The 26,764-nt window shown below is 36.2% G+C and carries 23 protein-coding genes, 1 CRISPR repeat array and 1 riboswitch; of the genes, 14 read left to right on the forward strand and 9 right to left on the reverse strand.

Annotation, left to right across the window (positions count from 1 at the left end; all coding sequences use genetic code 11):
- Positions 1-51 precede the first annotated feature (51 nt).
- Complete coding sequence (gene rne, locus BQ5209_RS02700; RefSeq protein WP_085247037.1) at positions 52-2,736, reverse strand: ribonuclease E; 2,685 nt, start codon at positions 2,734-2,736, stop codon at positions 52-54.
- 742 nt (positions 2,737-3,478) lie between these two features.
- Between rne and syd the strand changes: the two genes are divergently transcribed.
- The 7 genes from syd to BQ5209_RS02735 all read left to right on the forward strand — a co-directional run bounded on the left by syd (position 3,479) and on the right by BQ5209_RS02735 (position 10,349).
- On the forward strand, positions 3,479-4,012 hold the full coding sequence (gene syd, locus BQ5209_RS02705) for a SecY-interacting protein (RefSeq protein WP_085247038.1): 534 nt from the start codon (positions 3,479-3,481) through the stop codon (positions 4,010-4,012).
- Positions 4,013-4,141: 129 nt separating this feature from the next.
- The gene (locus BQ5209_RS02710) at positions 4,142-5,317 is read left to right on the forward strand and encodes an amino acid aminotransferase (RefSeq protein ID WP_085247039.1); all 1,176 of its coding nucleotides are present in this window, start codon (positions 4,142-4,144) and stop codon (positions 5,315-5,317) included.
- Positions 5,318-6,255: 938 nt separating this feature from the next.
- On the forward strand, positions 6,256-7,617 hold the full coding sequence (gene purB / locus BQ5209_RS02715) for an adenylosuccinate lyase (RefSeq protein ID WP_085247040.1): 1,362 nt from the start codon (positions 6,256-6,258) through the stop codon (positions 7,615-7,617).
- Positions 7,614-8,138, forward strand: a complete 525-nt coding sequence (locus tag BQ5209_RS02720; RefSeq protein WP_143421834.1) for a GNAT family N-acetyltransferase — start codon at positions 7,614-7,616, stop codon at positions 8,136-8,138. Before purB ends, BQ5209_RS02720 begins: the two co-directional genes overlap by 4 nt.
- A complete protein-coding gene (locus BQ5209_RS02725; protein WP_085247041.1) occupies positions 8,135-8,917 on the forward strand; it encodes an amino acid ABC transporter substrate-binding protein in 783 nt (260 codons plus the stop codon). The genes BQ5209_RS02720 and BQ5209_RS02725 overlap by 4 nt, the downstream gene beginning before the upstream one ends.
- Positions 8,914-9,585, forward strand: a complete 672-nt coding sequence (locus BQ5209_RS02730) for an amino acid ABC transporter permease (protein ID WP_085247042.1) — start codon at positions 8,914-8,916, stop codon at positions 9,583-9,585. The genes BQ5209_RS02725 and BQ5209_RS02730 overlap by 4 nt, the downstream gene beginning before the upstream one ends.
- A gap of 11 nt (positions 9,586-9,596) precedes the next feature.
- The gene (locus BQ5209_RS02735; protein WP_085247043.1) at positions 9,597-10,349 is read left to right on the forward strand and encodes an amino acid ABC transporter ATP-binding protein; all 753 of its coding nucleotides are present in this window, start codon (positions 9,597-9,599) and stop codon (positions 10,347-10,349) included.
- 41 nt (positions 10,350-10,390) lie between these two features.
- Here BQ5209_RS02735 and BQ5209_RS02740 read toward each other — a convergent pair whose 3' ends face one another.
- Entirely contained in the window at positions 10,391-11,749 is a 1,359-nt protein-coding gene (locus BQ5209_RS02740) for an MmgE/PrpD family protein (RefSeq protein ID WP_085247044.1), read from the reverse strand.
- 228 nt (positions 11,750-11,977) lie between these two features.
- On the opposite strand from BQ5209_RS02740, the gene folK reads away from it, so the two are divergent.
- The 3 genes from folK (at position 11,978) to gluQRS (ending at position 13,974) form a co-directional block, all read left to right on the forward strand.
- Positions 11,978-12,463, forward strand: a complete 486-nt coding sequence (folK, locus tag BQ5209_RS02745; protein ID WP_085247045.1) for a 2-amino-4-hydroxy-6-hydroxymethyldihydropteridine diphosphokinase — start codon at positions 11,978-11,980, stop codon at positions 12,461-12,463.
- Positions 12,464-12,597: 134 nt separating this feature from the next.
- A complete protein-coding gene (dksA, locus tag BQ5209_RS02750) occupies positions 12,598-13,053 on the forward strand; it encodes an RNA polymerase-binding protein DksA (RefSeq protein ID WP_085247046.1) in 456 nt (151 codons plus the stop codon).
- A gap of 33 nt (positions 13,054-13,086) precedes the next feature.
- Positions 13,087-13,974 carry a tRNA glutamyl-Q(34) synthetase GluQRS gene (gene gluQRS / locus BQ5209_RS02755; RefSeq protein WP_085247047.1) on the forward strand — a complete coding sequence of 296 codons (888 nt, stop codon included), beginning with the start codon at positions 13,087-13,089 and terminating at the stop codon, positions 13,972-13,974.
- Here the strand turns inward: gluQRS and moaA are convergent.
- Positions 13,954-14,928 (reverse strand): GTP 3',8-cyclase MoaA, encoded by a 975-nt coding sequence (gene moaA, locus BQ5209_RS02760; RefSeq protein WP_085247048.1) that lies wholly within the window; start codon positions 14,926-14,928, stop codon positions 13,954-13,956. The genes gluQRS and moaA overlap by 21 nt on opposite strands.
- Positions 14,925-15,050, reverse strand: a riboswitch (molybdenum cofactor riboswitch). (Overlaps the previous gene by 4 nt.)
- Before the next feature lie 474 nt (positions 15,051-15,524).
- Here moaA and ppnN point away from each other — a divergent pair.
- Positions 15,525-16,901, forward strand: coding sequence for a nucleotide 5'-monophosphate nucleosidase PpnN (ppnN, locus tag BQ5209_RS02765; protein ID WP_085247049.1), 1,377 nt, complete (start codon positions 15,525-15,527; stop codon positions 16,899-16,901).
- 99 nt (positions 16,902-17,000) lie between these two features.
- Here the strand turns inward: ppnN and radA are convergent, their stop codons facing one another.
- The 3 genes from radA to BQ5209_RS02780 all read right to left on the reverse strand — a co-directional run bounded on the left by radA (position 17,001) and on the right by BQ5209_RS02780 (position 19,895).
- The gene (gene radA / locus BQ5209_RS02770; RefSeq protein WP_065560869.1) at positions 17,001-18,380 is read right to left on the reverse strand and encodes a DNA repair protein RadA; all 1,380 of its coding nucleotides are present in this window, start codon (positions 18,378-18,380) and stop codon (positions 17,001-17,003) included.
- A gap of 9 nt (positions 18,381-18,389) precedes the next feature.
- Positions 18,390-19,364, reverse strand: coding sequence for a phosphoserine phosphatase (gene serB, locus BQ5209_RS02775; protein ID WP_085247050.1), 975 nt, complete (start codon positions 19,362-19,364; stop codon positions 18,390-18,392).
- A 189-nt stretch (positions 19,365-19,553) separates the two neighbouring features.
- Positions 19,554-19,895, reverse strand: a complete 342-nt coding sequence (locus BQ5209_RS02780; RefSeq protein ID WP_085247051.1) for a winged helix-turn-helix transcriptional regulator — start codon at positions 19,893-19,895, stop codon at positions 19,554-19,556.
- Between the two features lie 108 nt (positions 19,896-20,003).
- Here BQ5209_RS02780 and BQ5209_RS02785 point away from each other — a divergent pair, with 108 nt between their 5' ends.
- On the forward strand, positions 20,004-20,543 hold the full coding sequence (locus BQ5209_RS02785) for an NAD(P)H-dependent oxidoreductase (protein ID WP_085247052.1): 540 nt from the start codon (positions 20,004-20,006) through the stop codon (positions 20,541-20,543).
- Positions 20,544-20,598: 55 nt separating this feature from the next.
- Here BQ5209_RS02785 and rsmB read toward each other — a convergent pair whose 3' ends face one another.
- The gene (gene rsmB / locus BQ5209_RS02790; RefSeq protein WP_085247053.1) at positions 20,599-21,891 is read right to left on the reverse strand and encodes a 16S rRNA (cytosine(967)-C(5))-methyltransferase RsmB; all 1,293 of its coding nucleotides are present in this window, start codon (positions 21,889-21,891) and stop codon (positions 20,599-20,601) included.
- A gap of 32 nt (positions 21,892-21,923) precedes the next feature.
- Entirely contained in the window at positions 21,924-23,267 is a 1,344-nt protein-coding gene (locus BQ5209_RS02795) for a Na+/H+ antiporter family protein (RefSeq protein ID WP_085247054.1), read from the reverse strand.
- A gap of 175 nt (positions 23,268-23,442) precedes the next feature.
- Between BQ5209_RS02795 and BQ5209_RS02800 the strand changes: the two genes are divergently transcribed.
- The gene (locus BQ5209_RS02800) at positions 23,443-24,315 is read left to right on the forward strand and encodes a shikimate dehydrogenase (protein WP_085247055.1); all 873 of its coding nucleotides are present in this window, start codon (positions 23,443-23,445) and stop codon (positions 24,313-24,315) included.
- A 168-nt stretch (positions 24,316-24,483) separates the two neighbouring features.
- The gene (gene aroD / locus BQ5209_RS02805) at positions 24,484-25,248 is read left to right on the forward strand and encodes a type I 3-dehydroquinate dehydratase (protein ID WP_085247056.1); all 765 of its coding nucleotides are present in this window, start codon (positions 24,484-24,486) and stop codon (positions 25,246-25,248) included.
- A gap of 123 nt (positions 25,249-25,371) precedes the next feature.
- Positions 25,372-25,706: a CRISPR direct-repeat array (repeat unit 29 nt; unit sequence CGGTTTATCCCTATGTGTATAGGGAACAC).
- Between the two features lie 460 nt (positions 25,707-26,166).
- Here aroD and BQ5209_RS02810 read toward each other — a convergent pair.
- Positions 26,167-26,709, reverse strand: a complete 543-nt coding sequence (locus BQ5209_RS02810) for an HdeD family acid-resistance protein (RefSeq protein WP_085247057.1) — start codon at positions 26,707-26,709, stop codon at positions 26,167-26,169.
- Between the last annotated feature and the right edge of the window lie 55 nt (positions 26,710-26,764).

Genomic DNA, 26,764 nt, shown 5'->3' on the forward strand with positions numbered 1-26,764 from the left:
TTTGATAAAACAACGGTGATATATATCACCGTTGTTTTAGTATATTATCGGTTAATCGTGTATCACTGGTTTACTTGCTGCAGCATAAGCATGATCTTGAGCGCTTAAACCACCGGCATTACCTTTACCTTCAAAACGATAATCTGACTCTTCACGTGATTTTATTCCAATAACAGAAGTCACATATTCTGGCGCGGGTGCTTTAGTCATTGCGGAAGAAGAATAACCGATTGATTGTGAACCATTAATGACTAAATCAACATCATGACTATTTTGCTCACTATCTTTAACATTTTCTTGAACATCGATTAATGCCGAACTTGTTGATACCTCATCAACAGTAGCAACATCATTTAGGTGCTCTTCATTTTTAACAATGACAGGAAGTAAAAGTGAAGGGATGACAGGTACCACAATATTTGGTTCATCATTCGTTATTTGACTGTAATCAACAGTAACTCGACCTAATGCTAATTCTAATGATGCAGCAGCAAATGGTAACGGCATTGGCGACTGTTTTAGTTCTACATTACGAACACGGCGTTTATTACGTTGACCATTCATTCGTAAATGTCTTGACGTACGGCGCTGACGCTTCGGTTGAGATTCCGAGATAATATTGTCTTTAGATGGTTCAGATACAATAACTGGTAATAATAAAGAAGGAATAATGACTCTTTCTTGTTCAGTCTGTATCGTAATATCAGTATTTCTAACACGAACACTTTTAGTTAAAACTCGTTGTTGGCGTCTTGGTTTAACTTCACGTTGTTTTGATTGTGTAGCCTCACCCGCAACTCTATCTGTCTTAAGACTATTTTCTGAGTTTGACAAATTAGTATTTGAATTATTATTTTGTTTGGCTCGACGATTATTATTTCGATTCGACTCTTTCATCTCCTCTGTAGAGCCTGCTGCAACAATGTTAGTATTATTTGCTAAATTATTGTTTCTGTTATTGCGTTGACGTCGATTGTTTGAACGTTGATTATCTCGTCTTTTGACCGCTTTGGGTTTTACCTCTGGCTGAGGTTCAGCTTTTTCTGTAACAAATAATTTACGTAGCTTACCAAACAATCCACTAAACAAACTGCCTGATTTTTTAGTTTTTGGTGCCGCCTTTTCTTTTGATGCTACACATGCTTCAACTTTAGGACCTGACAATACGGCTTGTTCAACAATAACTTCCACTGCTTGTTGTTCATCTTCCTCTTCTTCAAGTTCACGAATCAGTTTCGGAAGATTATAACTTAGTACGTCTGTTTCTTCGCCTCTACGCTTACGAATCACTTTATACAGTGGTGTTTCCATCTCTTCATCGCCAGCAATCACAATTTTGACATCAGGGTGCATGCTTTCAATATAAGTGATAGCGCGACGTTTTTCGTTGAGTAAATAGCTCGCTATAGGTACCGGTACGATGACATCGATTTGTACAGTATTATCTTTCATCGCTTCTTCTTGAATTAATCGAAGGATCGATAAAGACAATGAGTTATTATCACGAACGGTGCCTGTTCCTTGACAACGTGGACAAATATGATGAGTGGCTTCACGTAATGAAGGGCTTAAACGTTGACGAGACATTTCGAGCAAACCAAAACGAGAAATACGGGTCGTTTGGATACGCGCACGGTCAGTCTTCATTGCATCTTTAAGGCGATTTTCTACCTCACGCTGATTACGAACTGGTGTCATATCAATAAAATCGATAACAATCAAACCACCTAAGTCACGTAAGCGTAGTTGGCGCGCAATTTCTTCCGCTGCCTCAAGATTAGTATTAAATGCAGTTTCTTCAATATCACTACCACGAATTGATTTAGCTGAGTTAATATCGATTGCAGTCAACGCTTCAGTAGTATCAATGACAATTGAACCGCCAGAAGGTAAGCGAACTTCACGCTGGAATGCTGATTCAATCTGACCCTCAATTTGGAAATGATTAAATAATGGCACATCCCCATCATAAAATTTTAAACGACTAACGTACTCAACACGTCCTAAATCAGCTAATCGTTTTTTAGCCATATCAAGTACTTTAGGATTATCAATTAAAATATCACCGACATCATCACGTAAATAATCACGGAATGCTCGTGTAATAATATCGCTTTCTTTATGAATTAAACTTGGAGCAGGATGTTTTTTTGCCTCATTTTGAATGGCAGTCCAATAGTTAACTAAAGCGTCTAAATCTTGTTGTAACTCTTCTTGGCTTTTACCAACCCCTGCTGTTCTAGCTATCACACCCATACCTTTAGGTTTTTCGATAGCATCAATAATACGTTTAAGATCGGCTCGTTCTTCACCCTCTATACGACGCGAAACACCACCAGCACGAGGATCATTAGGCATCAAGACTAAATAACTACCAGCTAAGCTAATGTAGGTCGTTAAAGCTGCACCTTTTTTGCCACGAATCTCTTTTTCAATTTGAATAAGGACTTCTTGTCCTTCTTGTAGATGTTTAATACTACGACGACCACTAATATTAGATGGGAAATAGCTTTCAGCAATCTCTTTTAAAGGTAAAAATCCATCACGTTCGCCACCATAAGAGACAAACGCAGCCTCTAAACTTGGATTGATTTTAGTAATTTTACCTTTATAAATATTGGCTTTCTTTTGTTCATGACCAAGGCTTTCGATATCTAAATCATATAAGCGCTGACCATCAACAAGCGCAACCCTCAGCTCTTCTTGCTGAGTTGCGTTGATTAGCATTCTTTTCATTATTCTACACTCTTGATTAATCTTAATTAACTGTAGGTAGAATCTTATTATTGATAAGTGATTATTTTAACAATGATGAATAATGGTTCTTAACTAAATATTTGTATACAGCATTCATTATTTTATTTGTGTTATTTTTGTTATTATTTTATGTGAATCCGATACCGCTTACACCACATCAATATAATACATTAAGTAAAATATTAAATTAAAAAGACTAAATACTTTACAAAAAACTTAATTGTATAATTTATTGACACTATTAATATGGTTAATTTGCAACCCACAGTATTTTACCGATTTTGGCAAACAAACTAAATCTTTACGCAATTGTTTAAAATAAACATATTATCTAATTATAATGATTCTACTTACGCTATTTTATTTTGACAAACTGTAATGTCTAACGCCATTGCTGCATTACAAGGATAAAATTATCCCTCACTATTATTAACGTTTCAGCCAAGGATAGCAAGCAAATTAAGATGGCTGTTTTATAAACAGTTGAGGGGGTGTTTTTTCTTATTTTCCATTAACCAACCACATTATAAATAACTTGGTTGATTTGCTTATATTTTTATACTAAAACGCCTATTTACTTAAAGCATATTTACACTCAATTTAGCTGATTCATTCTTCTGTTCACAAAAAATAAAGAGATGAAGCAATTGTGCATAACAAAAGTTAATCAGTATAATTGTGAATAAATAATATTATAATTTAAAATGAGAAATATCTATTTATGAGCTCTACTGATAAAATAGCCTTACTTAATTTTACTGCGCGTTGGATTAACCAATTCAACTTCGCACCATCAAGTGAAGAATTACATGCTATCGCCTCTCCATGTATTTTAAAAACGCAGCAACTTACGGTATATTGGCAACCATTCTTATTAGAACCACCAAGCGATCTCTCAATTGTTGAACAAGTCATTGGCATCACGTTACATGCCTGCGCTCACTTTTTTTATGGCACACAATATGCTGGAAATATGACTGCTCAATTTGTCAACACCCACTTAACCTTAATTCAAGCATGGAATGACGACGATTTTTCAACGTTAGAACAAAATTTAATTGCACATTTATCCCAACAAAAAAAATTAAAACGCATACCAACCATCTTTATTGCATCGACAGATGAAAGCACTGAAATCATTGCCATCAATAATTTAACAGGCGAAATCGTAAAAGAAGATTTAATTACCGGTGAATTAATTGTCCTAGCACACGATTTAACTACTTTTTTAGATAAGCTAATTGTTACATGTTAAACAATAATTGCTTGGCAATAATACAATACTTGTGCGCATCTTTTGCAAAAGTAACGATTATCAAAATTGTATCTTACAAAATAATGTGTATATAATGCGTTGAAAGTCATTAGATCAGATGGGTGAATTATGTTTGAATATTTAACAGCAGCACCGGCAGATCCCATTTTAGGGTTAGCCGATCTTTATAATAAAGATGAACGCAGCAATAAAATTAATTTAAGTGTCGGTGTTTATAAAGATGAAACAACCAAAACACCTATTTTAGAGAGTGTGATAAAAGCAGAGCATTTTTTATTAAATAACGAAACTACCAAAAGTTACTTACCTATTGACGGCGTCAAAGCGTTCAATATGGCAACGCAAATTCTGCTTTTGGGTCGCGAAAATGAACGAACAAGAACCGTCCAAACCCCAGGTGGAACAGGAGCTTTACGCATTATGGCGGACTTTTTAGCTCGCCGAACTAAAGTAAAACGTGTTTGGGTAAGTAATCCAACTTGGCCAAATCATCGTAGTGTATTTCAAGCTGCTGGCCTTGAAGTACGTGAATACCATTATTACAATCCACAAACGCACACTCTTGATTTTGATGCCATGATGAGTAGCTTAAGCCTAGTTGCTTCAGGTGAAGCGGTATTGTTCCATGGTTGTTGTCATAATCCGACCGGTATCGATCCAACCCCAGAACAATGGCAAGCGATTTCAGATTTAGCCTTAAAAAATGGCTGGTTACCATTATTTGATTTAGCGTATCAAGGCTTTGGAAAAGGTATCGAAGAAGACGTTTACGGATTAAGATTATTTGCTCAAAACCACCCTGAATTACTGATTGCAAGCTCATATTCTAAAAATTTTGGTCTCTATAGCGAACGGGTTGGCGCATTTACCTTAATTGCTGCAAATGCTGAAATTGCCGATCGCGCCTTTAGTCAAGTCAAAACAATTATTCGGGCCAATTACTCTAACCCACCTGCACATGGTGCTAAAATCGTCTCTTACATTTTAAACAATGAAGAATTAAAAGAAGAGTGGATCGATGAATTAACAAGTATGCGTCAACGCATTCACCGCATGCGACAACTATTTGTAAAAACCTTACAAGATAAAGGAGCGAATCAAGATTTTAGCTTCATCGCCAAACAAAATGGTATGTTCTCGTTCAGTGGTTTGAACGAAGAGCAAGTGCTAAAATTACGCCATGATTATGGTATCTATATAGTTAATTCAGGGCGTATCAATGTGGCAGGCATGACGTTAGATAACATGTCCAGACTTTGCGAATCCATTGTTCAAGTGCTATAAAAATTGTAATAAACAAATACCAGAACATTGTTAATGCTGAAAAACACTCAAATACAGAGTGTTTTTTTTGGGTCTTTTAAAGTTGAGATAATTTTAATTATTAAAAAACATTTAGAAACAGCATTGATCTTATTTTTAATATTTTTTCAAATCCCTTATCTATATAAAAAATAAACTGTAAGAATTACTCGCGTTATTTACCATAATTTGAAAAGCGACTGTCATTCATAGATATAACGCCGTATCCCAGATAAACAAAATGGTGCCTACATCATAAAGAAAAATCACCGTCACCGATTTGGCTAACTGCTTTAAGGTCAGTTGTCCAACCATTTATCGCACCGAAAAACTCATTAAACATTAAATAACATGACTACCATTAAATATAAATACGAAAATAGTTAGCGTCATTTTCTAGGTGAGTTGTGGGATCACTATGTGGTATTCATAAAACTATTCACGTTTTAGGTTATATTTTTTGTAAAAAATATTCAGGATTCTATACCGTTTTGTGATGAATTGAGAATTTTCAGCATCTCTATTTATAAAAAACGGTGATCGCCATCGTCTCAATTAACAATTCACCAAAATTGCTAGCCCTAAAATAATGGGTAAGTCGCAAGCGTGATACGTACTTTAATGGCAATGTTGCATAATCGGCAAATAATTAGCGATTCAAGAAACAGAAAACAAGAAAAAACCAAATAAAATCATTTATTTTTATGAGTTATTTGTACAGAAAGATGAAATTGTTTAGCGTAAGGATCCTCATGACTCAAAAAGTATCTTGTTTATGACTTAAATCATAAAAATTGCCCATTTTCATTAATCTTTTATTCCAATTAGTTATATCCATAGACAAACAGATTATTAGACGATCCTCCATTAATTACTAATAATTATTTAATAGAATAATAACAATGATTGAGGATAGTTAGGTGGCATCACATATTTTAGATTTTTTAATTTTAGGCAATAACTTTGGTACGAGCGAAATGAGGGCGATCTGGTCAGAGCAAAATCGCCTGCAACAACAAGTAGAGGTCGAAGTTGCTTTAGCTCAAGCAGAAGGTGAGCTAGGTGTAATTCCCGCTGAAGCTGCCAATGCAATCATAGCCAAAGCTGATGTAACTAAATTATCAATACAACACATTGCCGAAGAAGCGGCAAAGGCCAAACACTCGTTAATGTCGACCATTAACGCACTACAAAAACAAGTCGGTGATGCCGGTCAATATATTCATTACGGGGCAACCACACAAGATATTGTCGATACTGCAACTGTTTTACAATTAAAACAATCATTTGTTGTCATTGAACGCGATAGCAAACAGGTGGCACTCGAACTAAAACGTTTAGCCAAACAGTATCAATATTTACCCATGGTTGGGCGTACGCATGGCATGCAAGCGCTTCCCACAACCTTTGGCTTTAAACTTGCAGTATGGTTAGATGAATTTATTCGACATTTACAACGTTTAAGCGAAATTAAACAACGCGTATTAGTCGGTAATATTAGTGGCGCAATTTGTACGTATGCATCAATAGGCAAATTAGGCCCACAGGTTGAATCTCGTGCGTTAACGTTACTAGGGCTAAATACCCCTAATATCGGTTGGCAAGCTGCGCGTGATCGTTTTTCTGAATATGCATCAGTCGTCGCGCTAATCAGTGGCACATTAGGCAAAATAGGTAATGAATTTTATAACTTGATGCGTACTGAGATTAACGAAGTCGAAGAACCCTTCTCAGCAGGGAAAATTGGTTCAACCACCATGCCACATAAACGCAACCCAGCAGCATTAGAAGGTTTAGCCAGTTTGACAGCGCCACTTTTAAAAAGCGTCGCATTAATTCACGAATCAATGAAAGTTGAACATGAACGCGATGCCATGAGTTGGCGTGCAGAATGGATCGCACTACCTGAAATTAACCTTTACATTTCAGCGCAACTACAAATAGCGTTAGCGGTACTTAAAGGTCTAAAAGTCAATGCTGATCGGATGTTAGCTAACTTATCACTACAAAATGGCTTGCTGTTATCAGAAAAAGTCATGTTCGAAATTGGTAAGCGATTAGGCAAACAAACTGCTCATCAACTGGTTTATCAAAGCGCCATGAAAGCGTTTGAACAAAATCGACCATTTAAAGATATATTATTAGAAGATCCAAGTTTAAACAAAGAATTTACCGAATCCGAGCTTGATACTTGGTTAGATCCAATTAACTATCTTGGCTCTGCTCCTGAAAAAGTAGCACAAGTCATTCAATACGCTGAACAGTGTGGAGTATTAGCATGAGTTTTCGCTTAATGACTGATAAAGATATTCCAGCTTATCAAGCCCTACTGCATAGTGCTTATCAAGCCACAACTCAATTAGGCATTCATTTTGCCGCAGCAGCAATCAAGCAATCGCAGATTGCTGAGCATATTGAGTCTAATGCCGTGTATTTATTTGAAAAAGATGATGAGCTACTATCAACTTTAAGCATTCGCTTTCCGTGGGGCAACAACCCAGGACCTTATGGGTTACCCCATTTAGGTTGGTTTGCAACAGATCCACGATATAAAGGTCAAGGCTATGGTAATGCATTATGGGATTTTGTTGAACGGCAAATTTTAATCAACCAACTAAAATTACCTGCTGTCACGTTAGGTACTGCCGCAAATCATCCATGGCTTGCGCAAACTTATATTAATAAAGGCTATAAAAAAATAGGGCAAGCTGATTTAACGTCAGATCATACTACGCTCTATTTTGAAAAAATCTTAAATCATAAAAACTATATCGAATGGAAAAAAAGGAGTAATAAACAGTGAAAAAAATAAACACGTTACTATCCGCTCTTTTATTAACAAGCCTAACTTTAATCGGTTGTGATAATCAATCCAGCCATCAAGTCACAGAGCAAAATATTATTAAAGTGGGTTCTACAGGACAGAGCTACCCAAACGGGTATAAGCAAGATGGCAAATTAGTCGGATTTGATGTTGAAGTTACCGAGGCGATTGCCAAAGAATTAGGCTACAAAGTCGAATGGAACATTGCCGAATTTGGTGGGTTGATGGGGCAATTTGATTCTGGGCGGTTAGATACTATTGCCAATGCGGTTGCAGTTACACCTGCTCGTCAAGCCAAATATGATTTTTCCAACACCTATAGCTTTTATGGTAGCCAAATTGTTACTCACAAAGATAACAATAATATTAATCAATCATCTGATTTTAAAGGTAAAACTATTGCTGGTGTGCTAGGCTCAAATCATATAAACAATCTAAAAAAAGCCTTTCCTAACAATGAAATCACTATCAAGACCTATGAAACACGAGATGGTGCAATGTATGATACGGAATATCAACGGGTTGATGGCTATGTTAATTCAAAACCGATATTACTGGCTGAAATTAAGCGTAAAAATCTACCGTTCAAATTAGTTGGTGAACCCATTACTATTGAGCAAGTCGCATTTCCATTTAGTAAAGATGAAAAAGGTCAAGCACTGCGTGAAAAATTCAATCAAGCCATCGAAAAGTTACGCACTAATGGCACATTGAAAAATCTGGCAATTAAATATTTTGGTGAAGATATTACCTTATGAATTTTAATGTAAACTATTTTTTAAGTGTGTTTCCGCAGATATTGCCTTATCTGCCGGTTACCCTTTTTATTACCATCGTATCAATTATGTTTGCCATTACATTAGGGCTAGCGATTGCATTATTGCGTAGCAATAAAATAATCATTATCGATACTCTTTTTGCACTGTTTATATCTCTGTTTCGAGCAATACCTTCCGTTGTTTTACTGTTTATTGTTTATTACGGGTTACCGCAGATTTTTCCTGTTTTAAAACAAATGGGGGCAACAACGGCAGCCATTATTTGCTTTAGTTTAAAATATTCATCCTATTTAGCCGAAATTTTCCGAGCAAGTTTAGAATCAGTTGATCACGGGCAGAAAGAAGCAGGGCTAACAGTAGGTTTAAGTAAAATACAAGTTTATCGAGGTATTATACTGCCCCAAGCCATGGTCAATGCCTTACCGAACACCGGTAATATGTTTATCTCATTACTTAAAGATTCGTCTGTTGCCTTTTTTGTTGGCGTGCAAGAACTATTAGCAGCCGGAAAAATGTTAACTGCTAACTCATTCCTCTACTTTGAAACCTATCTAGCTGTAGGCATTGTTTATTGGCTGACTGTTGTTATCTATTCTTGGATACAAAAACAGTTAGAACAGAAACTCACAGCCCCCTATCATCGTTAAGGAGACAAGTTATGATTACGGTATCACATTTATCTAAACGCTTTGCTAATAATGAAGTTTTGAAAGAGATCAACCTAAACATTGAACAGGGCGAAGTGGTTGCAATTATTGGACCGTCAGGATCAGGCAAATCGACCTTATTACGTTGCTTAAATTTATTAGAAAAACCAAACACCGGCACGATTGAAATTGGCACAGCAATACTAGATGCTAAGCATTATAGTAATAAAGAGGAAACTCATTTACGCAAGCAATCTGCAATGGTCTTTCAACACTACAATTTATTTAAAAATAAAACCGCATTAGAAAATATCACCTATCCATTAATTGTTGGACAAAAGATAGATAAAAAAGAGGCAGAACAACTTGGTCTATCATTATTAAAACGCGTTGGTATGTTACCTTACGCCACACAATATCCCATAACCTTATCTGGTGGTCAGCAACAACGTGTTGCTATCGCAAGAGCACTTGCAGTCAGACCCAAAGTATTATTGTTTGATGAACCAACATCCGCACTTGATCCCGAGCGTGTACACGAAGTACTACAAGTAATGCTACAGCTAGCTAAAGAAAATATCACAATGATTATCGTGACCCACGAAATGGAGTTTGCTAAGTATGTTGCAGACCGAGTTATTTTTATGGCTGATGGCGTAATTGTTGAACAAGGACCGGCAAAATCAATAATTGATAATCCACAAAATGAAATAACACAACGCTTTTTGCGCCAATTAACCGATGAAATCGATTTTGAAATTTAACCATTAAAAACTGACTTAACCATAGAATGAGTTTTTAATCGTTAAAGCGTTAAAAGATGTGACAATAAAAATGTATGCAGATCTAAACCGACCGCAAGCGCACAAATATCTTTCAATAAATTATCCGCGGTCTTTTGGTCACCTACGGCTTTGACCAGCTTCAATGATAATTCTCGCTGACTGTATGGATTTTTTGGCGAACCTTTTGGAAGGTCAATTCTTTGGTTCAACTTTTCACCTGTACTATTAACAATCTCAACAACAACATAACGTTGATTATACGCCTGTGGATGGGGTGTAAGTTGTATTTGATAGCTTCGTTTCATCTTCTGCATCAAATTTTTTATGCCATTTGCAATAGGTTTTGCTGAAAACTGTTCAAAACTAAGTGGCAACCCTAAAAGAGTTAATGCTAAAACATACTCAGCCGAAAAACGCCCTTGTTCAGCAAGCAAAGGCATTTGATAAATTAACGCTGCATCACTTTGTGGTGGAGAAAAAAAGATAGTGATACTCTCAATCTTATCAACACTAAAGTTAGCATTCCGATAAAGCAATTGCCCCGCATCAGCAATATAAGCAGCAGCTGAACAATAAGAATAATTTTTAAACCATAATCCGGGATGCACAATCTTCCAAGTTTTACCCCAATGACTTAAATCAAAACGTGTATTACCTTGTCCATAAATAGCCAAAAAACCTAATTTGTCATCTAAAAAATCCTGATCGGCATGTATACCCGCTCTTAACCACTCAACCGCTTGTATGGCATGCTGGGCTGCTATCCCAGCATGCAAAAACTTAATCGGCGTGCCCATTAATAAACGCATTCCCGATGCTTGAGTCGCAGCTAACGTTAATGCTTGTGATAAAAAAGGTTCATCATAGAGATAACAAATAGCCGCTGTTGCCGCAATCCCACCCAAAGTAATAGTTGCATGCCAACCTTTTTCATAATGCTGTGGATTAATGCTTTGTCCCAATAAGGCCATCACTTCGATACCAATAACATAAGCGGTTAAAAAACGCCGACCATCAATTTTTTGCTCAGCATTATCTAATCGAATACTGGCAATGAGTGCAGATAAAATAACGGCAGAGGGGTGACCGCGAACATCTGAATGTACATCATCATAATCTAAACAATGGGCTTGAAAACCATTAAGTAGCGCGGCTTGCCTTGCGCTAGCTAACTTTTTTTGACCAATTAGCCAAGCTCTGGCATTACCGCCTTCATCTACTATCCATGCTAGCAATTTATGAACATCATCTTCATGACAAGCTTGTAAAGTGCAAGCAAAATAATCAGTTATCCCATTAATAGCACAATCAATAACTTGAGGGTTACTGATTATTGGCGTATTTCTGATTAAAAAACTTAACTGTTGACCTAAATTCATGCAAAACTCTCAAACTCAGCAAAGTCGATAAGTGATTAGTGAAACTGGTTTACTTTGGAATAGCTAAAATAACGTATAATTAGCCACAGGTTAAAGATTAAGTAGTTATATTCTAATAACCTAAAATAATAACGTATTCGCCATTGATATAATCATTTTTAGCCATTATTTTATATGTTAAAATACTTCCTACAAAAAATAATCAAATCAAAAATTTAACATCTTATTATGTCAACTTGTTATATCGCCTTAGGCAGTAATCTTGAAGATCCATTGTCACAAGCCAATCGTGCAATTGCGGCATTAAAGCAGCTATCTAACACAACAGTTACGGCTATTTCTCCTTTTTACCGAAGCAAACCTCTTGGTCCACAAGACCAAAATGATTATCTTAATGCCGTCATAGAACTAACGACAAATTTATCTCCGATTGAACTACTTGACGAACTACAATCCATAGAAAAAGCGCAAGGTCGTGTACGTAAAGACAATCGATGGGGTGCTCGAACCTTAGATCTCGATATTTTGTTGTATGATAATTTAATCATACATAGTGAAAGACTCACTATCCCTCATTATCATATGAAAAATAGAGAGTTTGTGCTCTACCCTTTATTTGATATTGCCCCTAGCCTTATGTTACCTGATAACGATAAGTTAAAAGATTTAGTTGCCAAATGTCCTAAAAATGATTTGAGACCATGGAATAATTAACTATTTTTATCAATAACAGTGAATTACATTATTTTTTTATTTAAAGTAAAAAAAATGATAAAAAAAATTTGCCAATGGCTGAATTATTGCTATAGTTTAGCGCTTGCAAATAATCTGTTCTTAAGGGGATTGCTATGAAAAAGGAACAAAAAGTAAATACATCTTCTCTTAGCCTGCTTTCAATTGCTGGGCTTGAGCCTTATAAAGAAGCACAAGGCGAGGAGTACATGAACCCTAAGCAATTAAAACATTTCAAACTTATTTTAGAGGCTTGGCTTGCTCAACTACAAGGTGAAATGGGTAAAACGGTTACTCACATGCAAGATGAAGCAGCGAACTTTCCAGATCCAGCTGACCGAGCAACACAAGAAGAAGAATTCAGTCTTGAATTACGTGCTCGAGATCGAGAAAGAAGACTGATTAAAAAAATTGAAAAAACATTAAAGAAAATTGAAACAGATGATTTTGGTTATTGTGAATCTTGTGGCGTTGAAATTGGCATTCGTCGCTTAGAAGCAAGACCAACAGCAGATTTATGTATTGATTGTAAAACGCTTGCGGAACTTCGTGAAAAACAGATGGGCATGTAACACCCGTTTCATCTATCATTCTCAATTAGACCTATGCATTATGTCGGTCGTTTTGCCCCTTCACCATCAGGACCATTACATTTTGGTTCGTTGGTAACGGCGCTGGGGAGCTATCTCCAAGCTAAATCTTGCCTCGGTAAATGGCTGGTTCGTATTGAAGATATCGACCCACCACGAGAAGTTAAAGGGGCATCATCACTGATATTAAAAACTCTTGAAGCATTAAATTTATATTGGGATGATGATGTGTTATACCAATCAGCATGCGGTGAACGTTACCAAGCTATTTTACAAACGCTCATCGATAATCAACAAGCCTATTATTGTGATTGTACTAGGCAGCGAATTCAAAGTCTGACCAATGGTATCTATGATAATTTTTGTCGTGAAAGGCATTTATCTATCAATAATAAACAAGTTGCGATTCGTTTAAAACAAAACCATTCTGTGTTTGAATTTACTGATCAAATTCGTGGCTTACAAACCGTCGAACAAGCTAACGCACAAGAAGATTTTATTATTCATCGTAAAGATGGTTTATTTGCTTATAATTTAGTGGTGGTATTAGATGATCATCAGCAAGGCATTACTGAAATTGTGCGAGGTGCAGATTTATTACCTGTCACCGCAAAACAAATCTCACTGTATCAACTGTTCGGCTTTTCTGTGCCAAGCTACTGCCATTTACCGTTAGTACTCGATAACAACGGCAATAAGCTATCAAAACAAAACCATGCCAACCCGATTGACCTAAACAATCTTAAAATATTAACCGTTCAAGCTCTGCAATTTTTGGGACAATGTGTACCACAAGATTGGCAAGATGCCACACAACAGCAACTTTTAGATTGGGCAATACAGCATTGGCAAATAATGAATGTACCAAAACAAAACACCCAATTATCCACCAATATAGGATAAATTAGGCATAATTCCGACATTATGTGCATGTAACAGATGTTTTTCTGGTTTGATCATTAATGAGGAGAGGATTGTTGCGATTAGTTGTTGCTTTTGCGCTGGGCTTTGGAGTAAATCACGCAAATCAACGGCCGCATTACCAAACAAACAATAATGCAATTGACCAATTGATGATACACGCAATCGATTACAACTTTTACAGAAATCTTTTGAATACGGCATAATCAGTCCAATTTTACCTTGATAGTCGTCATGAACATAAACTTTAGCTGGACCTGATAGCGGATTTTTCGATTGCAATTGCCAACCCTGTGCAATTAGCTGTGTTTCAATCAAACTACCGGACTGGTGATAGCGATTAAACACCTCAAGGCTTTCGCCCGTTTCCATAAGCTCAATAAAACGTAACTCTACAGGGCGACATTTAATCCATAACAAATAATCATCTAAATTATCATTCATGTTTTTCATCAAAACGGTATTAATTTTGACCTTTTTTATACCGACTTCTAATGAACTGTCCACACATTGCATTAATTCTTTAAGCTTATCTTGACCGGTAATTAATTTAAATAAATGAGGGGAAAGGCTATCAATGCTAATATTAATAGCATTCAAACCAGCTTGATGCCAATTACGAATATTTTTTAATAAACGAGAACCATTGGTTGTAATGGCAAGTTCTTTCACTCTTGGGTAAGCAGAGATGATCGACAAAATATCCATAAAATCACGACGCAAAGTAGGCTCACCACCCGTTAACCGAATTTTACGCACACCAAGTTCAGTAAATGTTGCAACAACATTATTAATTTCATTGAGCGACAAAAATTTATGAGCCTTGTTAGGTCGATAACCATTGGGTAAACAGTACTGACACTGAAAATTACACAGCTCGGTAATCGACAAACGCAGATATTGAAATCGACGCTGATAATTATCAACTAATTGCATATATATATTAAACACCTTATCCAAATCGGGAAGCATAGCCATTTCTGTGCTATACCGCGGCTAATCCACCATATGAATTGAAATATCACTTAGGCAAAAGAGCTTCAGAGTTTAGTTCAGTCTAGCATAGGCTTGATTTTTTGACTATGAGCAAATTGATTTTTATAACGTGTCTTTTTATTAAGAATATTAAAATGATAACCATGGTATAAACAGGAAATAAACTAAACCAACCTGCCCACAACCAAATCAAAAAAACGAAAGTCGATACACACTTTAATGGGTAATGAGGCATAAACAGCAAATATTTAGCTATTCAAAAAACACATTTGTTAAAAATCTATCATTCAGTTAAACCTAATAAAATAGTTTCGTGTAAAACACCTTATGCGTTTTATAGGATAATTTTAATCCTGAGATAATTGTAATCCTGAATTGTAAGCAAATTGCATTGTTCGACCGAATTCTAATCATATAAAACTCAATCATCCCAAAAACAGCTATTTGATATAATTGAATTTATCAAACTTACTCATTTAATCATTTTGAGTATATAATAGTCTTTATGTCGATAAAAACGTCAAATGGAGGTTGTAATGATCACCCATATTAGCCCATTCGGATCCATGGATTTACTTGCTCAAGCTGAAGTCGATATTTTAAAAAAATCAGCCAATAGCGAGCTCTATCAATTATTTAGAAATTGTTCGTTAGCCACACTAAATGCTGGTACTAAAACCGATAATACTAAAGATCTGTTAGATAGATTCCAGTCTTTTGAAATTAATGTCATTAGTAAAGAACGGGGCGTAAAATTAGAATTGATTAATGCGCCGGAAAGCGCTTTTGTTGATGGGCGAATTATTCGTTCGATCCAAGCCAATCTATTTGCTGTATTACGTGATATCCTTTTTTTGAACAGTCAAATCAGCGCCGTTAAAGAGCTTATCTCCAATATCAAATTTGAAAGAGACCATTCGTTTTATATTACCAACCTTGTTTTTTCAATTTTACGTAATGCCAATGCGCTCCATGTGGGTGAAGAGCCCAATTTGGTTGTCTGTTGGGGTGGCCATTCTATTAACGAACGCGAATATTACTATGCTCGGCAAGTGGGTATGCAACTGGGTTTACGTGAGCTTAACATTTGTACCGGTTGTGGCCCTGGTGTTATGGAAGCACCAATGAAAGGCGCTGCGGTCGGTCATGCGCAGCAGCGTTATAAAGAAAGCCGCTTTATTGGTATGACAGAGCCATCAATTATTGCAGCAGAACCACCTAATGCGCTAGTCAATGAACTGATTATTATGCCTGATATCGAAAAACGCCTTGAAGCTTTTGTGCGCATGGCACATGGCATTATCATTTTTCCAGGTGGACCGGGAACCGCCGAAGAGTTACTTTATATTCTAGGTATTTTATTAAACCCAGCCAATGAACACCAAACATTTCCTCTTATTCTGACAGGACCAAAAGAGTGTGAGGACTATTTTGCTTCAATAGATAATTTTATTCGTAGCACATTAGGCGATGAAGCAACGAAGCTTTATCAAATCGTGATCGACTCGCCGGAACAAGTTGCGCGCATTATGAAAGATGGCGTTAAACATGTTAAATCTTCACGCTTAAAAACGGGCGATGCTTATGGTTTTAACTGGCTATTGAAAATCGATGAATCATTACAACATCCTTTTGAACCAACCCACGCTAATATGGCGTCATTAAATCTTCATCGTGATCAACCTGTGGAACTATTAGCCGCTGATTTGCGTCGTGCGTTTTCTGGTATTGTTGCAGGTAACGTGAAAGAGTTTGGTATGAAGCAAATTAGCGAACATGGTCGATATAAATTACAAGGTGATATTGAAATTATGCAGCAACTTGATAACTTATTGCGTAGTTTTGTTAAACAAGACCGAATGAAATTGCCGGGGGGAAGTGCTTATCAACCTTGTTATGAAATTTGTTATTAAAAATAAGGTTAGTCGCAAATTTAATCGAAAATAAATCCAATCTTATCCGCCGAGAACCCTCGGCGGAGTAATTTTAGCGGTTGATAATTGAGATAGCTTTTAAAAATCACCTAAAATATCTAACGCTTCAGACACTTTTTTAACGGCAAAAATCTGCATATTTTCGGGTTTCTTCTTTGGCATATTGGCAATAGGTACAATGGCCTTTTTAAACCCATGTTTAGCCGCTTCAGAGATACGCTCTTGTCCGCTTGGTACCGGCCGAATTTCGCCACCAAGACCAATCTCACCAAAAATAACAATATCTTGTGGTAGCGGACGATTGCGAAAACTCGAAACCAGTGCGGCTATCAATGCTAAATCCGCACTGGTTTCGGTGACTTTAACGCCCCCAACCACATTAACAAAAATATCTTGATCGGCCATTTGCAATCCTCCATGCCGGTGTAACACGGCAAGCAATAACGCAAGTCGATTTTGATCTAACCCAACAGTTACACGTCTTGGATTGCCATACATGGAATGATCAACCAGCGCTTGGATTTCAACCAGTAATGGGCGAGTACCTTCCCACAATACCATTACCGAACTACCGGGTAGCATCTCATCGCCACGGCTTAAAAATATTGCTGATGGATTACTGACCTCTTTTAAACCTTGTTCGGTCATAGCAAAAACACCTAGCTCATTTACTGCCCCAAAGCGATTTTTATGACTGCGTAGCGTTCTAAAACGAGAATCAGCATCACCATCTAATAAAATAGAACAGTCAATACAATGTTCAAGCACTTTGGGACCTGCTAACGAACCATCTTTAGTCACATGCCCTACCATGATAATGGCAATGCCTTTAGTCTTGGCAAAACGTGTTAAATAGGCCGCTGTTTCTCGAACTTGTGCAACACTACCGGGAGAGGATTGGATATCAGTAAGATGCATCACTTGAATAGAGTCAATTACCATAAGTTTAGGTTGTGACTGCTCGGCAAGCAGGCAAATTTGCTCAATGCTTGTTTCGGACAGCATATTGATATTATCAGCAGGTAGCCCCAAGCGATGTGCACGCATCGCAACTTGTTGAAGTGATTCTTCACCAGTTACATACAGTGTATTCATTTGTGATGAGAGCTTACTCATGGTTTGCAGTAACAACGTGCTTTTACCTGCACCAGGATTCCCCCCTATTAAAATCGCGCTACCGGGTACTACCCCCCCACCAAGCACACGATCAAATTCTGAAAAACCAGTGGAAAATCTTGGCAGAGCCTCTAAACTAATTTCGGATAATTTTTGAATTTTAGCCTGCCCAATCCCACTACCCGCATAACCGGTTAATCGGTCATTACGTGATGAGGTGCTAGCCAGTCTAACTTCGGTAATCGTGTTCCAAGCATGACATGAGCTACATTGCCCTTGCCAACGCGGGTAATCTGCGCCACAATCATTACAAACATAAGCACGTTTTACTGCTTTTGCCAATTTAATCTCCTAACCTTCACTTAATAAACTGGTTGATAAAATGCACCATAAACCCGTTAAATCAGCATAATTAATACTGATTCGTGCCTTTTCAACCACTTTGGGCTTACCATGATAAGCAACGCCTAAACCCGCTATACGAATCATCATTAAATCATTGGCTCCATCACCAATCGCCACCGTTTGTTCAATGGGGATATTGAGTGTTGTTGCTAATTGTTGTAATGTCCTTGCTTTATATTTTGCATCAACAATTTGACCATTCACTTTACCGGTTAACTTGCCATGTTTAATGTCTAACTGATTGGCATAAACATCAACTAATTTTAACTTTTGCTTTAAGTGATCAGCAAAATAGGTAAAACCGCCTGAGGCAATAGCAACATGCCAATTTTTTTTGTGCAATTCTTTTACTAAATAGGTCAAACCTGGCGTAAGGGGTAAGCTATTTTTTACTTCCAGTAAAAGATCTTGATGTGCTCCTTTTAACGTTGCCACACGTTTGCGCAAACTTGTTGCGAAATCCAGTTCACCCCGCATCGCTTGTTTAGTCACTTCAGCCACTTGCTGCCCGACACCATGCAATTTCGCTAGTTCATCAATACATTCAATACCAATAGCTGTTGAGTCCATATCCATCACTAATAAACCTGGGGAATGGAGTGTTGGTAAATTATCAATCGGTGATACATCGATACCTAAAGTTAATGAAATACTTTTAGCTTTTTTGGGCATAACACCGGCAATGCGAACAATCTGATAAGACTTGATTTTCCATGACGAAACAATCACCATTGGCATAGCAAGTTGATTTTGGAATTTTGACAATACTGTTTTATTTAATTTTTTGCTATAAATAATCCAGCCTGTTTTACCTGCATTATAATCTAAAGGAACCACTTCACAACCATTTAATGAAAGTGGTAATCCTTGCCAATGTTGGATATTTTCAGGTAAATCATTGTAGGTAAGCGTGTAAGCCATATTAGAAAGTCTTCAGAACATAAAACAAGCCCAAAATTTACCATAACTACTACAGATTGTCCAAGTTAGGATTTCGTTATTCTTCTACCTGCTTTTATACTAAAATACCATGTTACCTGAAACTTTTTGACAAAATGGATAAGTCTGTAAATTGCCTTTAATCATTCCACCGCGATACTTATATTGATATTAAATATTCAACGCCCATAAACAAAGTTGCTCTAATATTGGTCCCAATTTTTCACCCAATGGAGTTAATTTATAGACAACTTTTAAAGGGGGTTTATCACCAAAAACGCGTCGAGTAATTAACCCATCCGCCTCTAATTTTTTAAGTTGTATACTTAATGTCATATCGGTAATATGAGGAATAATGGTTTTCAATTCGCTGAATCTTTTTTCACCAGAAAGCAAATAATAAATTATCACCCCTTTCCATTTTCCGCCAACTAAATCCATTGATAGAATAATAGGACAATCATAAATTTTATTGTTATAACGTTTTAATGGTCTTTGTTCATCTATTTGCATTAATTCACCTAACTATCAAGTTTGATAGATATTGCTATAAGCTTATTTACGAATAAACTAATTAGAGTAACTATCATTTTAATAGCAAAAAAGGAAAAAGGTATCATTATGGCATTAATTATTTTAGGTCACCCCAACATTAAACAGTCTATCGCCAATAAAACAATTATCGAAACATTACAAGATAAAGTTGAGGATATTGAAATTCGCAATATTCACAAGCTTTATCCAAACTATCAAATCAATGTGCAAGAGGAGCAAGCCGCATTACTCAGACATGACCTTATCATCTTACAATATCCAATGTACTGGTATAACATGCCAGCAATATTAAAAATATGGTTTGATGAAGTATTTACTTACCAATTTGCTTATGGTTCCAAAGGCGATAAATTAAAAGGTAAAAAACTATTATCAAGTTTAACCATAGGACAACAAGAACAGAATTATAAAAAATATCGCAACGATTTAATGGATAATTTATTAGAGCCCGTCAAAGTATCAGCCTTATATGCGCAAATGGAATATCTGCCACCAAGACTTTTATATGGTGTTTCACCAGAGGTTGAAGAAGTTCAAGCTAAAATAAAAACAAAAGCACAACAACACGGTCAGCAGTTAGTTGAAATTATAAACAAATATAACTAATAAAAATCAATATGATATTTATAATAATTAATAAATGATCATATTTTATGTTGTATCAACTATGCTTTTTTAAAATCGCATAAAAGAAACCATCACCACCATTTTCAGTAGGTAAAAATTGTTTAAGTTCACCTTGTAATTTGGCGCTGGTGTTTTCTTGTAAAAAACGCTCTATTTGTAATTTATTTTCGTCTGGTAGAATGGAACAAGTCGCATACACTAACGTGCCACCAGTTTTTAAATAAGGCCAAATTCTATTTAAAATCGCATATTGTAACGCTGTTAATTGTGCAATATCACTATCTCGGCGTAACCATTTTATATCTGGATGACGGCGAATAACCCCTGTTGCCGAGCAAGGTGCATCAAGTAAAATGCGATCAAATTGTTGCCCTTCACACCATTGTTCTGGGGTTAATCCATCGCCCACTTTAACTTCGGCATGTAGGTTTAAGCGTGTTAAGTTTTCGTGAATGCGCTTAACTCGGCTAGGATCAATATCAACGGCTAAAACTTGTGCTTTTGGGGCAACTTCTAAAATATGTGTGGTTTTACCACCAGGTGCTGCGCACATATCCAAAATATACTCGCCATTTTGTGGTGCTAACAAATAAGCTGCATATTGAGCAGACAGATCTTGTACCGTAACAGCACCATTATCAAAATATGGTAATTTAGTCACATTGACAGGTGACAATAATCGCAGTGCACTAGGTAGCTCAGCAAAGGTGTCAGACTCAATTTGTTGCTCAGCAAGTAATTGTTGGTACTCAGTGACTGTATATCGATTAAGATTAACCCGTAACCACATTGGTGGCTTTTGATTATTAGCATTGACAATAGCCTGCCACTGCTGTGGATAGGCTTGTTTAAGGCGAGCTAACAGCCAACTTGGGTGTAATGATTGCTGGTTTTGTTGTTTGTTATCTTGCGTAAATTTTTGTTGTAATGAGGTTTGCTGGCGTAAAAATTCGCGTAGTACGCCATTGATTACACCCTTAAGTTGTGTCTTTTTCAGTGTATTGACAGCATTGACTGTTTCGCCAACTGCGGCATGTTCTGGGATTCGAGTATAAAGAATCTGGTAAATCCCCACTAACAATAGATAGTGCAAAATTCTATTCTTACCGGTTAACACTTTACTCATTAAAGTATGAATATAAAAATTAAGTTCTGGCAATACTCGCATCACACCAAAACAGATCTCTTGTACCAATGCCTTATCTTTATCGGCTATTTTATGATTTAAAGTTATCAATGTAGCACTTAATGATTGACCTTCTTCTAGCACATTAAAAATAGCTTGTGCACAAATAGCTCGAATATTTTGATGTGATCGATTATTCATAATGATAGTAACCTAAATTCAACAATAGTTGATTATAAAATTAACGATCCAACCCAACCGGCAATAAATAACGGAATATTGAAATGGGTAAATGTTGGGATAACGCTATCGCGAATATGGTCATGTTGCCCATCATGATTTAGCCCTGCAGAGGTTGCTAAAATGGTATCTGAAGGCGGCGATCCTGCATCACCAATTGCACCAGATGCGCCAATTAAACACACTGTTGCAATTGGCGAAAAACCAAGCTGCACACAAAGTGGCACATAAACTGCAGCAATGATAGGGACTGTCGAAAATGAAGAGCCAATACCTAAGGTAATAATCAGTCCAATTAACATCATAACAAAAGCAGCAATCACTTTATTGCCAGCAAATAAAGCCGCACTATGAATAACAAGAGGTTCGATTTCATGAGTCTGTTTTAATACTTCGGCAAAACCTTGTGCTGAAATCATCACAAAACCGATCATTGCCATCATTTTGATGCCGTCAGTAAAAATACCATCCGCTTCACCCCATTTAATTGAACCCGATACAATAAAGCAAATAAAGCCAATTAAAGCACCTAAAATCATTGATCCAGTGTAAAGTTGCACAGTAAAAGAGAGAAAAATTGCCAATAATGAAACAATCAAAGACCGCTTATTCACATTGTTTAACGCATCTAAATTGGTCTCATCCTGAATGATTTTATATTCTCGAGGTTTACGATAACTGACAAAGATAGCCCATAATAAACCAATAAACATACCTAACGCGGGAATCGCCATTGCATGCATCACATTCACATGACTCACATCCATGCCTGATGCAGTAATATTTTTTAATAAGATTTGATTTAAAAAGATATTCCCAAATCCCACAGGTAAAAACATATAAGGCGTAATTAACCCAAATGTCATAATACAAGCAATCATCCTTCTATCAAGCTGTAATCGCGACATCACATATAAAAGTGGCGGAATTAAAAGCGGTATAAAGGCAATATGAATAGGAATCACATTTTGTGAAGAAATACTAACAAGCACAATAATGACAATTAAAACCCATTTAATACGTCTTTTCGCATCGCTTGATGTAAGCTGCTTGATCGCTTTATCTGCCAATAGTTCAGGTAAACCAGATTTTGATATCGCCACTGCAAATGCGCCTAACATCGCATAAGAAAGTGCAATATTCGCCCCATTACTGATCCCAGTATTAAATGCATCAATGGTTTGTTTCAACGATAAATGGCTAAATAACCCACCAACAAATGCACCTATAATTAAGCTAATAACGACATGAACACGGCAAAGAGACAAAATTAGCATGCAAATTACCGCAACTACAACTGCATTTATTGACGAGAACAAATCAAGCACAATATTCATAAATAAATTCTTAGTTAAGAAGAAAAGCTTATTATTTTAGGCGATAGATGTTGAAAGTGCAATCGATAGTGTATACTCACTCTTATCTAATACACAAGCCCAAAAACGTATTACTAAAGAATTTTAAAAATAAATTGCCTGACTAAAAAAACAAGGCGACTGTGGAGAGTGGTTAATGAGAAATAATATCGACGGACATTTTTTATTGATTGGTTTAATGGCTTACCCTATTCGGCATAGTTTATCCCCTCAAATGCAAAATACCATCTATTCAAAACTAGATGTGCCTTATGTTTATTTAGCATTTGAAGTTGACCAAAAAAAACTGCCTGATGCAATTAAAGGACTTCGGGCATTAGGTTTACGTGGTAGTGCAGTATCTATGCCTAATAAACAACTTGTCTGCCAATACCTTGATAAGTTAACACCTGCTGTTGAAATGAGTGGAGCATGTAATACTATTTCAAATGATAATGGGGTTTTAACCGGTTATAACACTGACGGAATGGGTTACATGCGTATGCTTAAAGAAGCCAACATTAATGTGATAGGAAAAAAAATAACCATCCTTGGTGCCGGTGGCGCTGCGACAGCCATTGTGGTACAAGCTGCACTTGATGGTGTAAAACAGATCACCATCTTTAACCAAAAAGATGAGTGCTATGCCAAGATCGAAGCGGTTGCAAAAAAATTGAATCAAAATACCCAATGTCATGTGCGTGTTATTGATCTGGCTGATAAAGATCAGCTACGCCAAGAAATTGCAGCCAGTGCTGTTCTTTGTAATGCAACAGGTGTCGGAATGAAACCATTAGAAGGACAAAGCTTAATTACTGATCCAACAATGTTAAATCCTGATCTTGTTGTTACAGACTGTATTTACAGTCCACGTAAAACAAAACTACTAGAAATAGCAGAAAAACAAGGCTGTAAAACATTAAATGGCATAGGCATGATGTTATGGCAAGGCGCTGCGCAAATAAAAATTTGGACAGGTGAAGATGCACCCATTGAATATGTAAAAGAACAGATGGGTTTTAATGATTAATTAGCAACCGCCAAACAGCTGAGCATTGAAACATTAAGTTCATTTTGGAAAATTATTGATAAGCGTTATAAGACTATAACAATGAATTTTATTGTTTTATTTGATAAAAAGATAAAGCAGTATAAAATTATCGTCTATTAACCCAATTGTTAGCTAACGGAATATGAAATGAAAACAGTTACCATCAAAAAACTTGAGATCGGTTTGGGTGCGCCCAAAATTATTGTACCAATTGTTGGTAAAACTGAAGCAGAATTAATTGATGAAGTTAAACTTTTACAATCTATTGATTTTGATGTTTTAGAGTGGCGTGTCGATCACTTTACGAACGTTGATAATATCAATGCAGTAAAAGAAGTGGCAAAGAAAATAGGCGATTTATTACCGAATAAACCACTTTTATTCACCTTTAGAACTGCAAAGGAAGGTGGCGTCAAACCTTGGCCATTAACATCTTATATTCAATTAAATAAAGTAATGGCTTGTAGTGGACTTGTCGATCTGATTGATATCGAGTTGTTCACCGGTGACGATTACGTAAAAGATATGATAGCTGTTGCACACAAAAATCGAGTCTTTGTGGTCGCATCAAACCATGATTTTGAAAAAACCCCTTCTAAAAGCGATATCATCTATCGATTAAGAAAGATGCAAGATCTGGGTGCCGACATTCCTAAAATTGCCGTCATGCCACAAACAACCGATGATGTATTAACGTTACTTGCCGCAACCACTGAAATGAACGAAAAATACGCCACAAAACCCATTATCACTATGTCGATGGCAGATCTTGGTATCATTAGCCGCATAGCAGGCTCCACATTTGGTTCAGCAATGACCTTTGGAGCAGCTAAAAATGCATCGGCACCCGGCCAATTAGAGGTCAAAAAATTACGATATATTTTAGACACATTATATCAACGCCATCGTTGATTCAATAAAAACAAATTATATCAAACAGTTAAAATTTAGTTATAAAAAGAGCTAAATTGTTTACACTACACTTAAAATAATCTGATTCTCCCTATCAAAGGCTTTACTCAAAATCGTTTTATGTGTTTTATCCCTATGTGTATAGGGAACACGCCTTTCCTGAACCTTTACCCATTTTTCTGCCCGGTTTATCCCTATGTGTATAGGGAACACTGAATTTATTACCATGTGATTACGAAGTAAAACGGTTTATCCCTATGTGTATAGGGAACACGCATTTCAATCTGTTTGGCTTGTATTGTTTTACCGGTTTATCCCTATGTGTATAGGGAACACATGTGAGAAAGTGAATTTTGGTCAATTGTCCGCGGTTTATCCCTATGTGTATAGGGAACACTTGAAACGTTATTCTTTTATGAATTGCTCTAACGGTTTATCCCTATGTGTATAGGGAACACTCTAATTATAACATATTGTTTTATAATTAAAATATTCAAGTACAAAATTCTACCAACTTTTTTAACTTTTTTTAACTTTTTTTAAAAATGAATTATCTTATAAACAATTGTTTTTATTATAAAAATTTAAAGATGAAAAATGGCATATTAACCGTTTTCTTATTTTACCAACTAATCTTTAAATTTCTTACACTTATAGAAAAATGATAGGTGAAAATTTATTATTAGTTCTTTTGAAATGGATAATTTAGTTATGATTAACTTTTAGTTACAGATTGAACCAAGAGGAATAGGACTTTGTCGGAACGAGTAAAAATAATGGTATCATGATTATCACTCACAAAACTCACATTGCTGATTAATATAATATACCAACCAATTCTTTATTTTGCCCACAATAAGAGGTAATAACCTATTGGAAACCAACAGATTGTGAGCAATGAGATAACCTATTTAAAATCTACTTTTTTAATGCAAAACCGATAGCGACATAGGCCCATCCTTGGAATATCAGGTCAATGCCTAAAAACATACCTAATATCCAAAGACTGTCATACGGCCAACCTGCAATAATCATAAATCCTAAAATTAATGTAATAATTCCAGAAGTTAAAACCCATCCCCAACTAGGTAAATTACGATTATTTATAGCAGCAAATATTTGGGTAAAGCCGCCCATAATTAACAAAAACGACATCACTAATGTTAAGGCAGATGAAACAGCAACGGGTTGGAAAAATGACATTAACCCAATAAAAATGTATAAAATCCCCATCACCGCCCATAATGCTGATTGACCAAAACTTTTTATTCTAAAAGAGTGCAGTGCTTGAGCAATACCTGCAATTAAAAGTAATGAGCCAATAAAATAGATAGAAAAAACGGTTGCTATGAACTGATAACCTAATGCTAAGCACCCTAATACAATTAAAATAACACCGACTAAAATAAACCCGCTTGATTTTTCTTTAAGAGCGTGGAACTTGTTTTCGTTAGATATCATGTTATTTACCTATTTTATGAGTTAATTTTGGATTTCAAATTCAAACCACTGTTAA

It is taken from the genome of Gilliamella mensalis (assembly GCF_900103085.1).
Lineage (GTDB): Bacteria > Pseudomonadota > Gammaproteobacteria > Enterobacterales > Orbaceae > Gilliamella > Gilliamella mensalis.

What these genes read in the sequence shown, in the direction of transcription:
- rne (WP_085247037.1), bottom strand. Translation starts at nt 2,736, where the DNA reads ATGAAAAGAATGCTAATCAACGCAACTCAGCAAGAAGAGCTGAGGGTT.
- syd (WP_085247038.1), top strand. Translation starts at nt 3,479, where the DNA reads ATGAGCTCTACTGATAAAATAGCCTTACTTAATTTTACTGCGCGTTGG.
- BQ5209_RS02710 (WP_085247039.1), top strand. Translation starts at nt 4,142, where the DNA reads ATGTTTGAATATTTAACAGCAGCACCGGCAGATCCCATTTTAGGGTTA.
- BQ5209_RS02720 (WP_143421834.1), top strand. Translation starts at nt 7,614, where the DNA reads ATGAGTTTTCGCTTAATGACTGATAAAGATATTCCAGCTTATCAAGCC.
- BQ5209_RS02730 (WP_085247042.1), top strand. Translation starts at nt 8,914, where the DNA reads ATGAATTTTAATGTAAACTATTTTTTAAGTGTGTTTCCGCAGATATTG.
- BQ5209_RS02735 (WP_085247043.1), top strand. Translation starts at nt 9,597, where the DNA reads ATGATTACGGTATCACATTTATCTAAACGCTTTGCTAATAATGAAGTT.
- BQ5209_RS02740 (WP_085247044.1), bottom strand. Translation starts at nt 11,749, where the DNA reads ATGAATTTAGGTCAACAGTTAAGTTTTTTAATCAGAAATACGCCAATA.
- folK (WP_085247045.1), top strand. Translation starts at nt 11,978, where the DNA reads ATGTCAACTTGTTATATCGCCTTAGGCAGTAATCTTGAAGATCCATTG.
- dksA (WP_085247046.1), top strand. Translation starts at nt 12,598, where the DNA reads ATGAAAAAGGAACAAAAAGTAAATACATCTTCTCTTAGCCTGCTTTCA.
- gluQRS (WP_085247047.1), top strand. Translation starts at nt 13,087, where the DNA reads ATGCATTATGTCGGTCGTTTTGCCCCTTCACCATCAGGACCATTACAT.
- moaA (WP_085247048.1), bottom strand. Translation starts at nt 14,928, where the DNA reads ATGCAATTAGTTGATAATTATCAGCGTCGATTTCAATATCTGCGTTTG.
- ppnN (WP_085247049.1), top strand. Translation starts at nt 15,525, where the DNA reads ATGATCACCCATATTAGCCCATTCGGATCCATGGATTTACTTGCTCAA.
- serB (WP_085247050.1), bottom strand. Translation starts at nt 19,364, where the DNA reads ATGGCTTACACGCTTACCTACAATGATTTACCTGAAAATATCCAACAT.
- BQ5209_RS02780 (WP_085247051.1), bottom strand. Translation starts at nt 19,895, where the DNA reads ATGCAAATAGATGAACAAAGACCATTAAAACGTTATAACAATAAAATT.
- BQ5209_RS02785 (WP_085247052.1), top strand. Translation starts at nt 20,004, where the DNA reads ATGGCATTAATTATTTTAGGTCACCCCAACATTAAACAGTCTATCGCC.
- rsmB (WP_085247053.1), bottom strand. Translation starts at nt 21,891, where the DNA reads ATGAATAATCGATCACATCAAAATATTCGAGCTATTTGTGCACAAGCT.
- BQ5209_RS02795 (WP_085247054.1), bottom strand. Translation starts at nt 23,267, where the DNA reads ATGAATATTGTGCTTGATTTGTTCTCGTCAATAAATGCAGTTGTAGTT.
- BQ5209_RS02800 (WP_085247055.1), top strand. Translation starts at nt 23,443, where the DNA reads ATGAGAAATAATATCGACGGACATTTTTTATTGATTGGTTTAATGGCT.
- aroD (WP_085247056.1), top strand. Translation starts at nt 24,484, where the DNA reads ATGAAAACAGTTACCATCAAAAAACTTGAGATCGGTTTGGGTGCGCCC.
- BQ5209_RS02810 (WP_085247057.1), bottom strand. Translation starts at nt 26,709, where the DNA reads ATGATATCTAACGAAAACAAGTTCCACGCTCTTAAAGAAAAATCAAGC.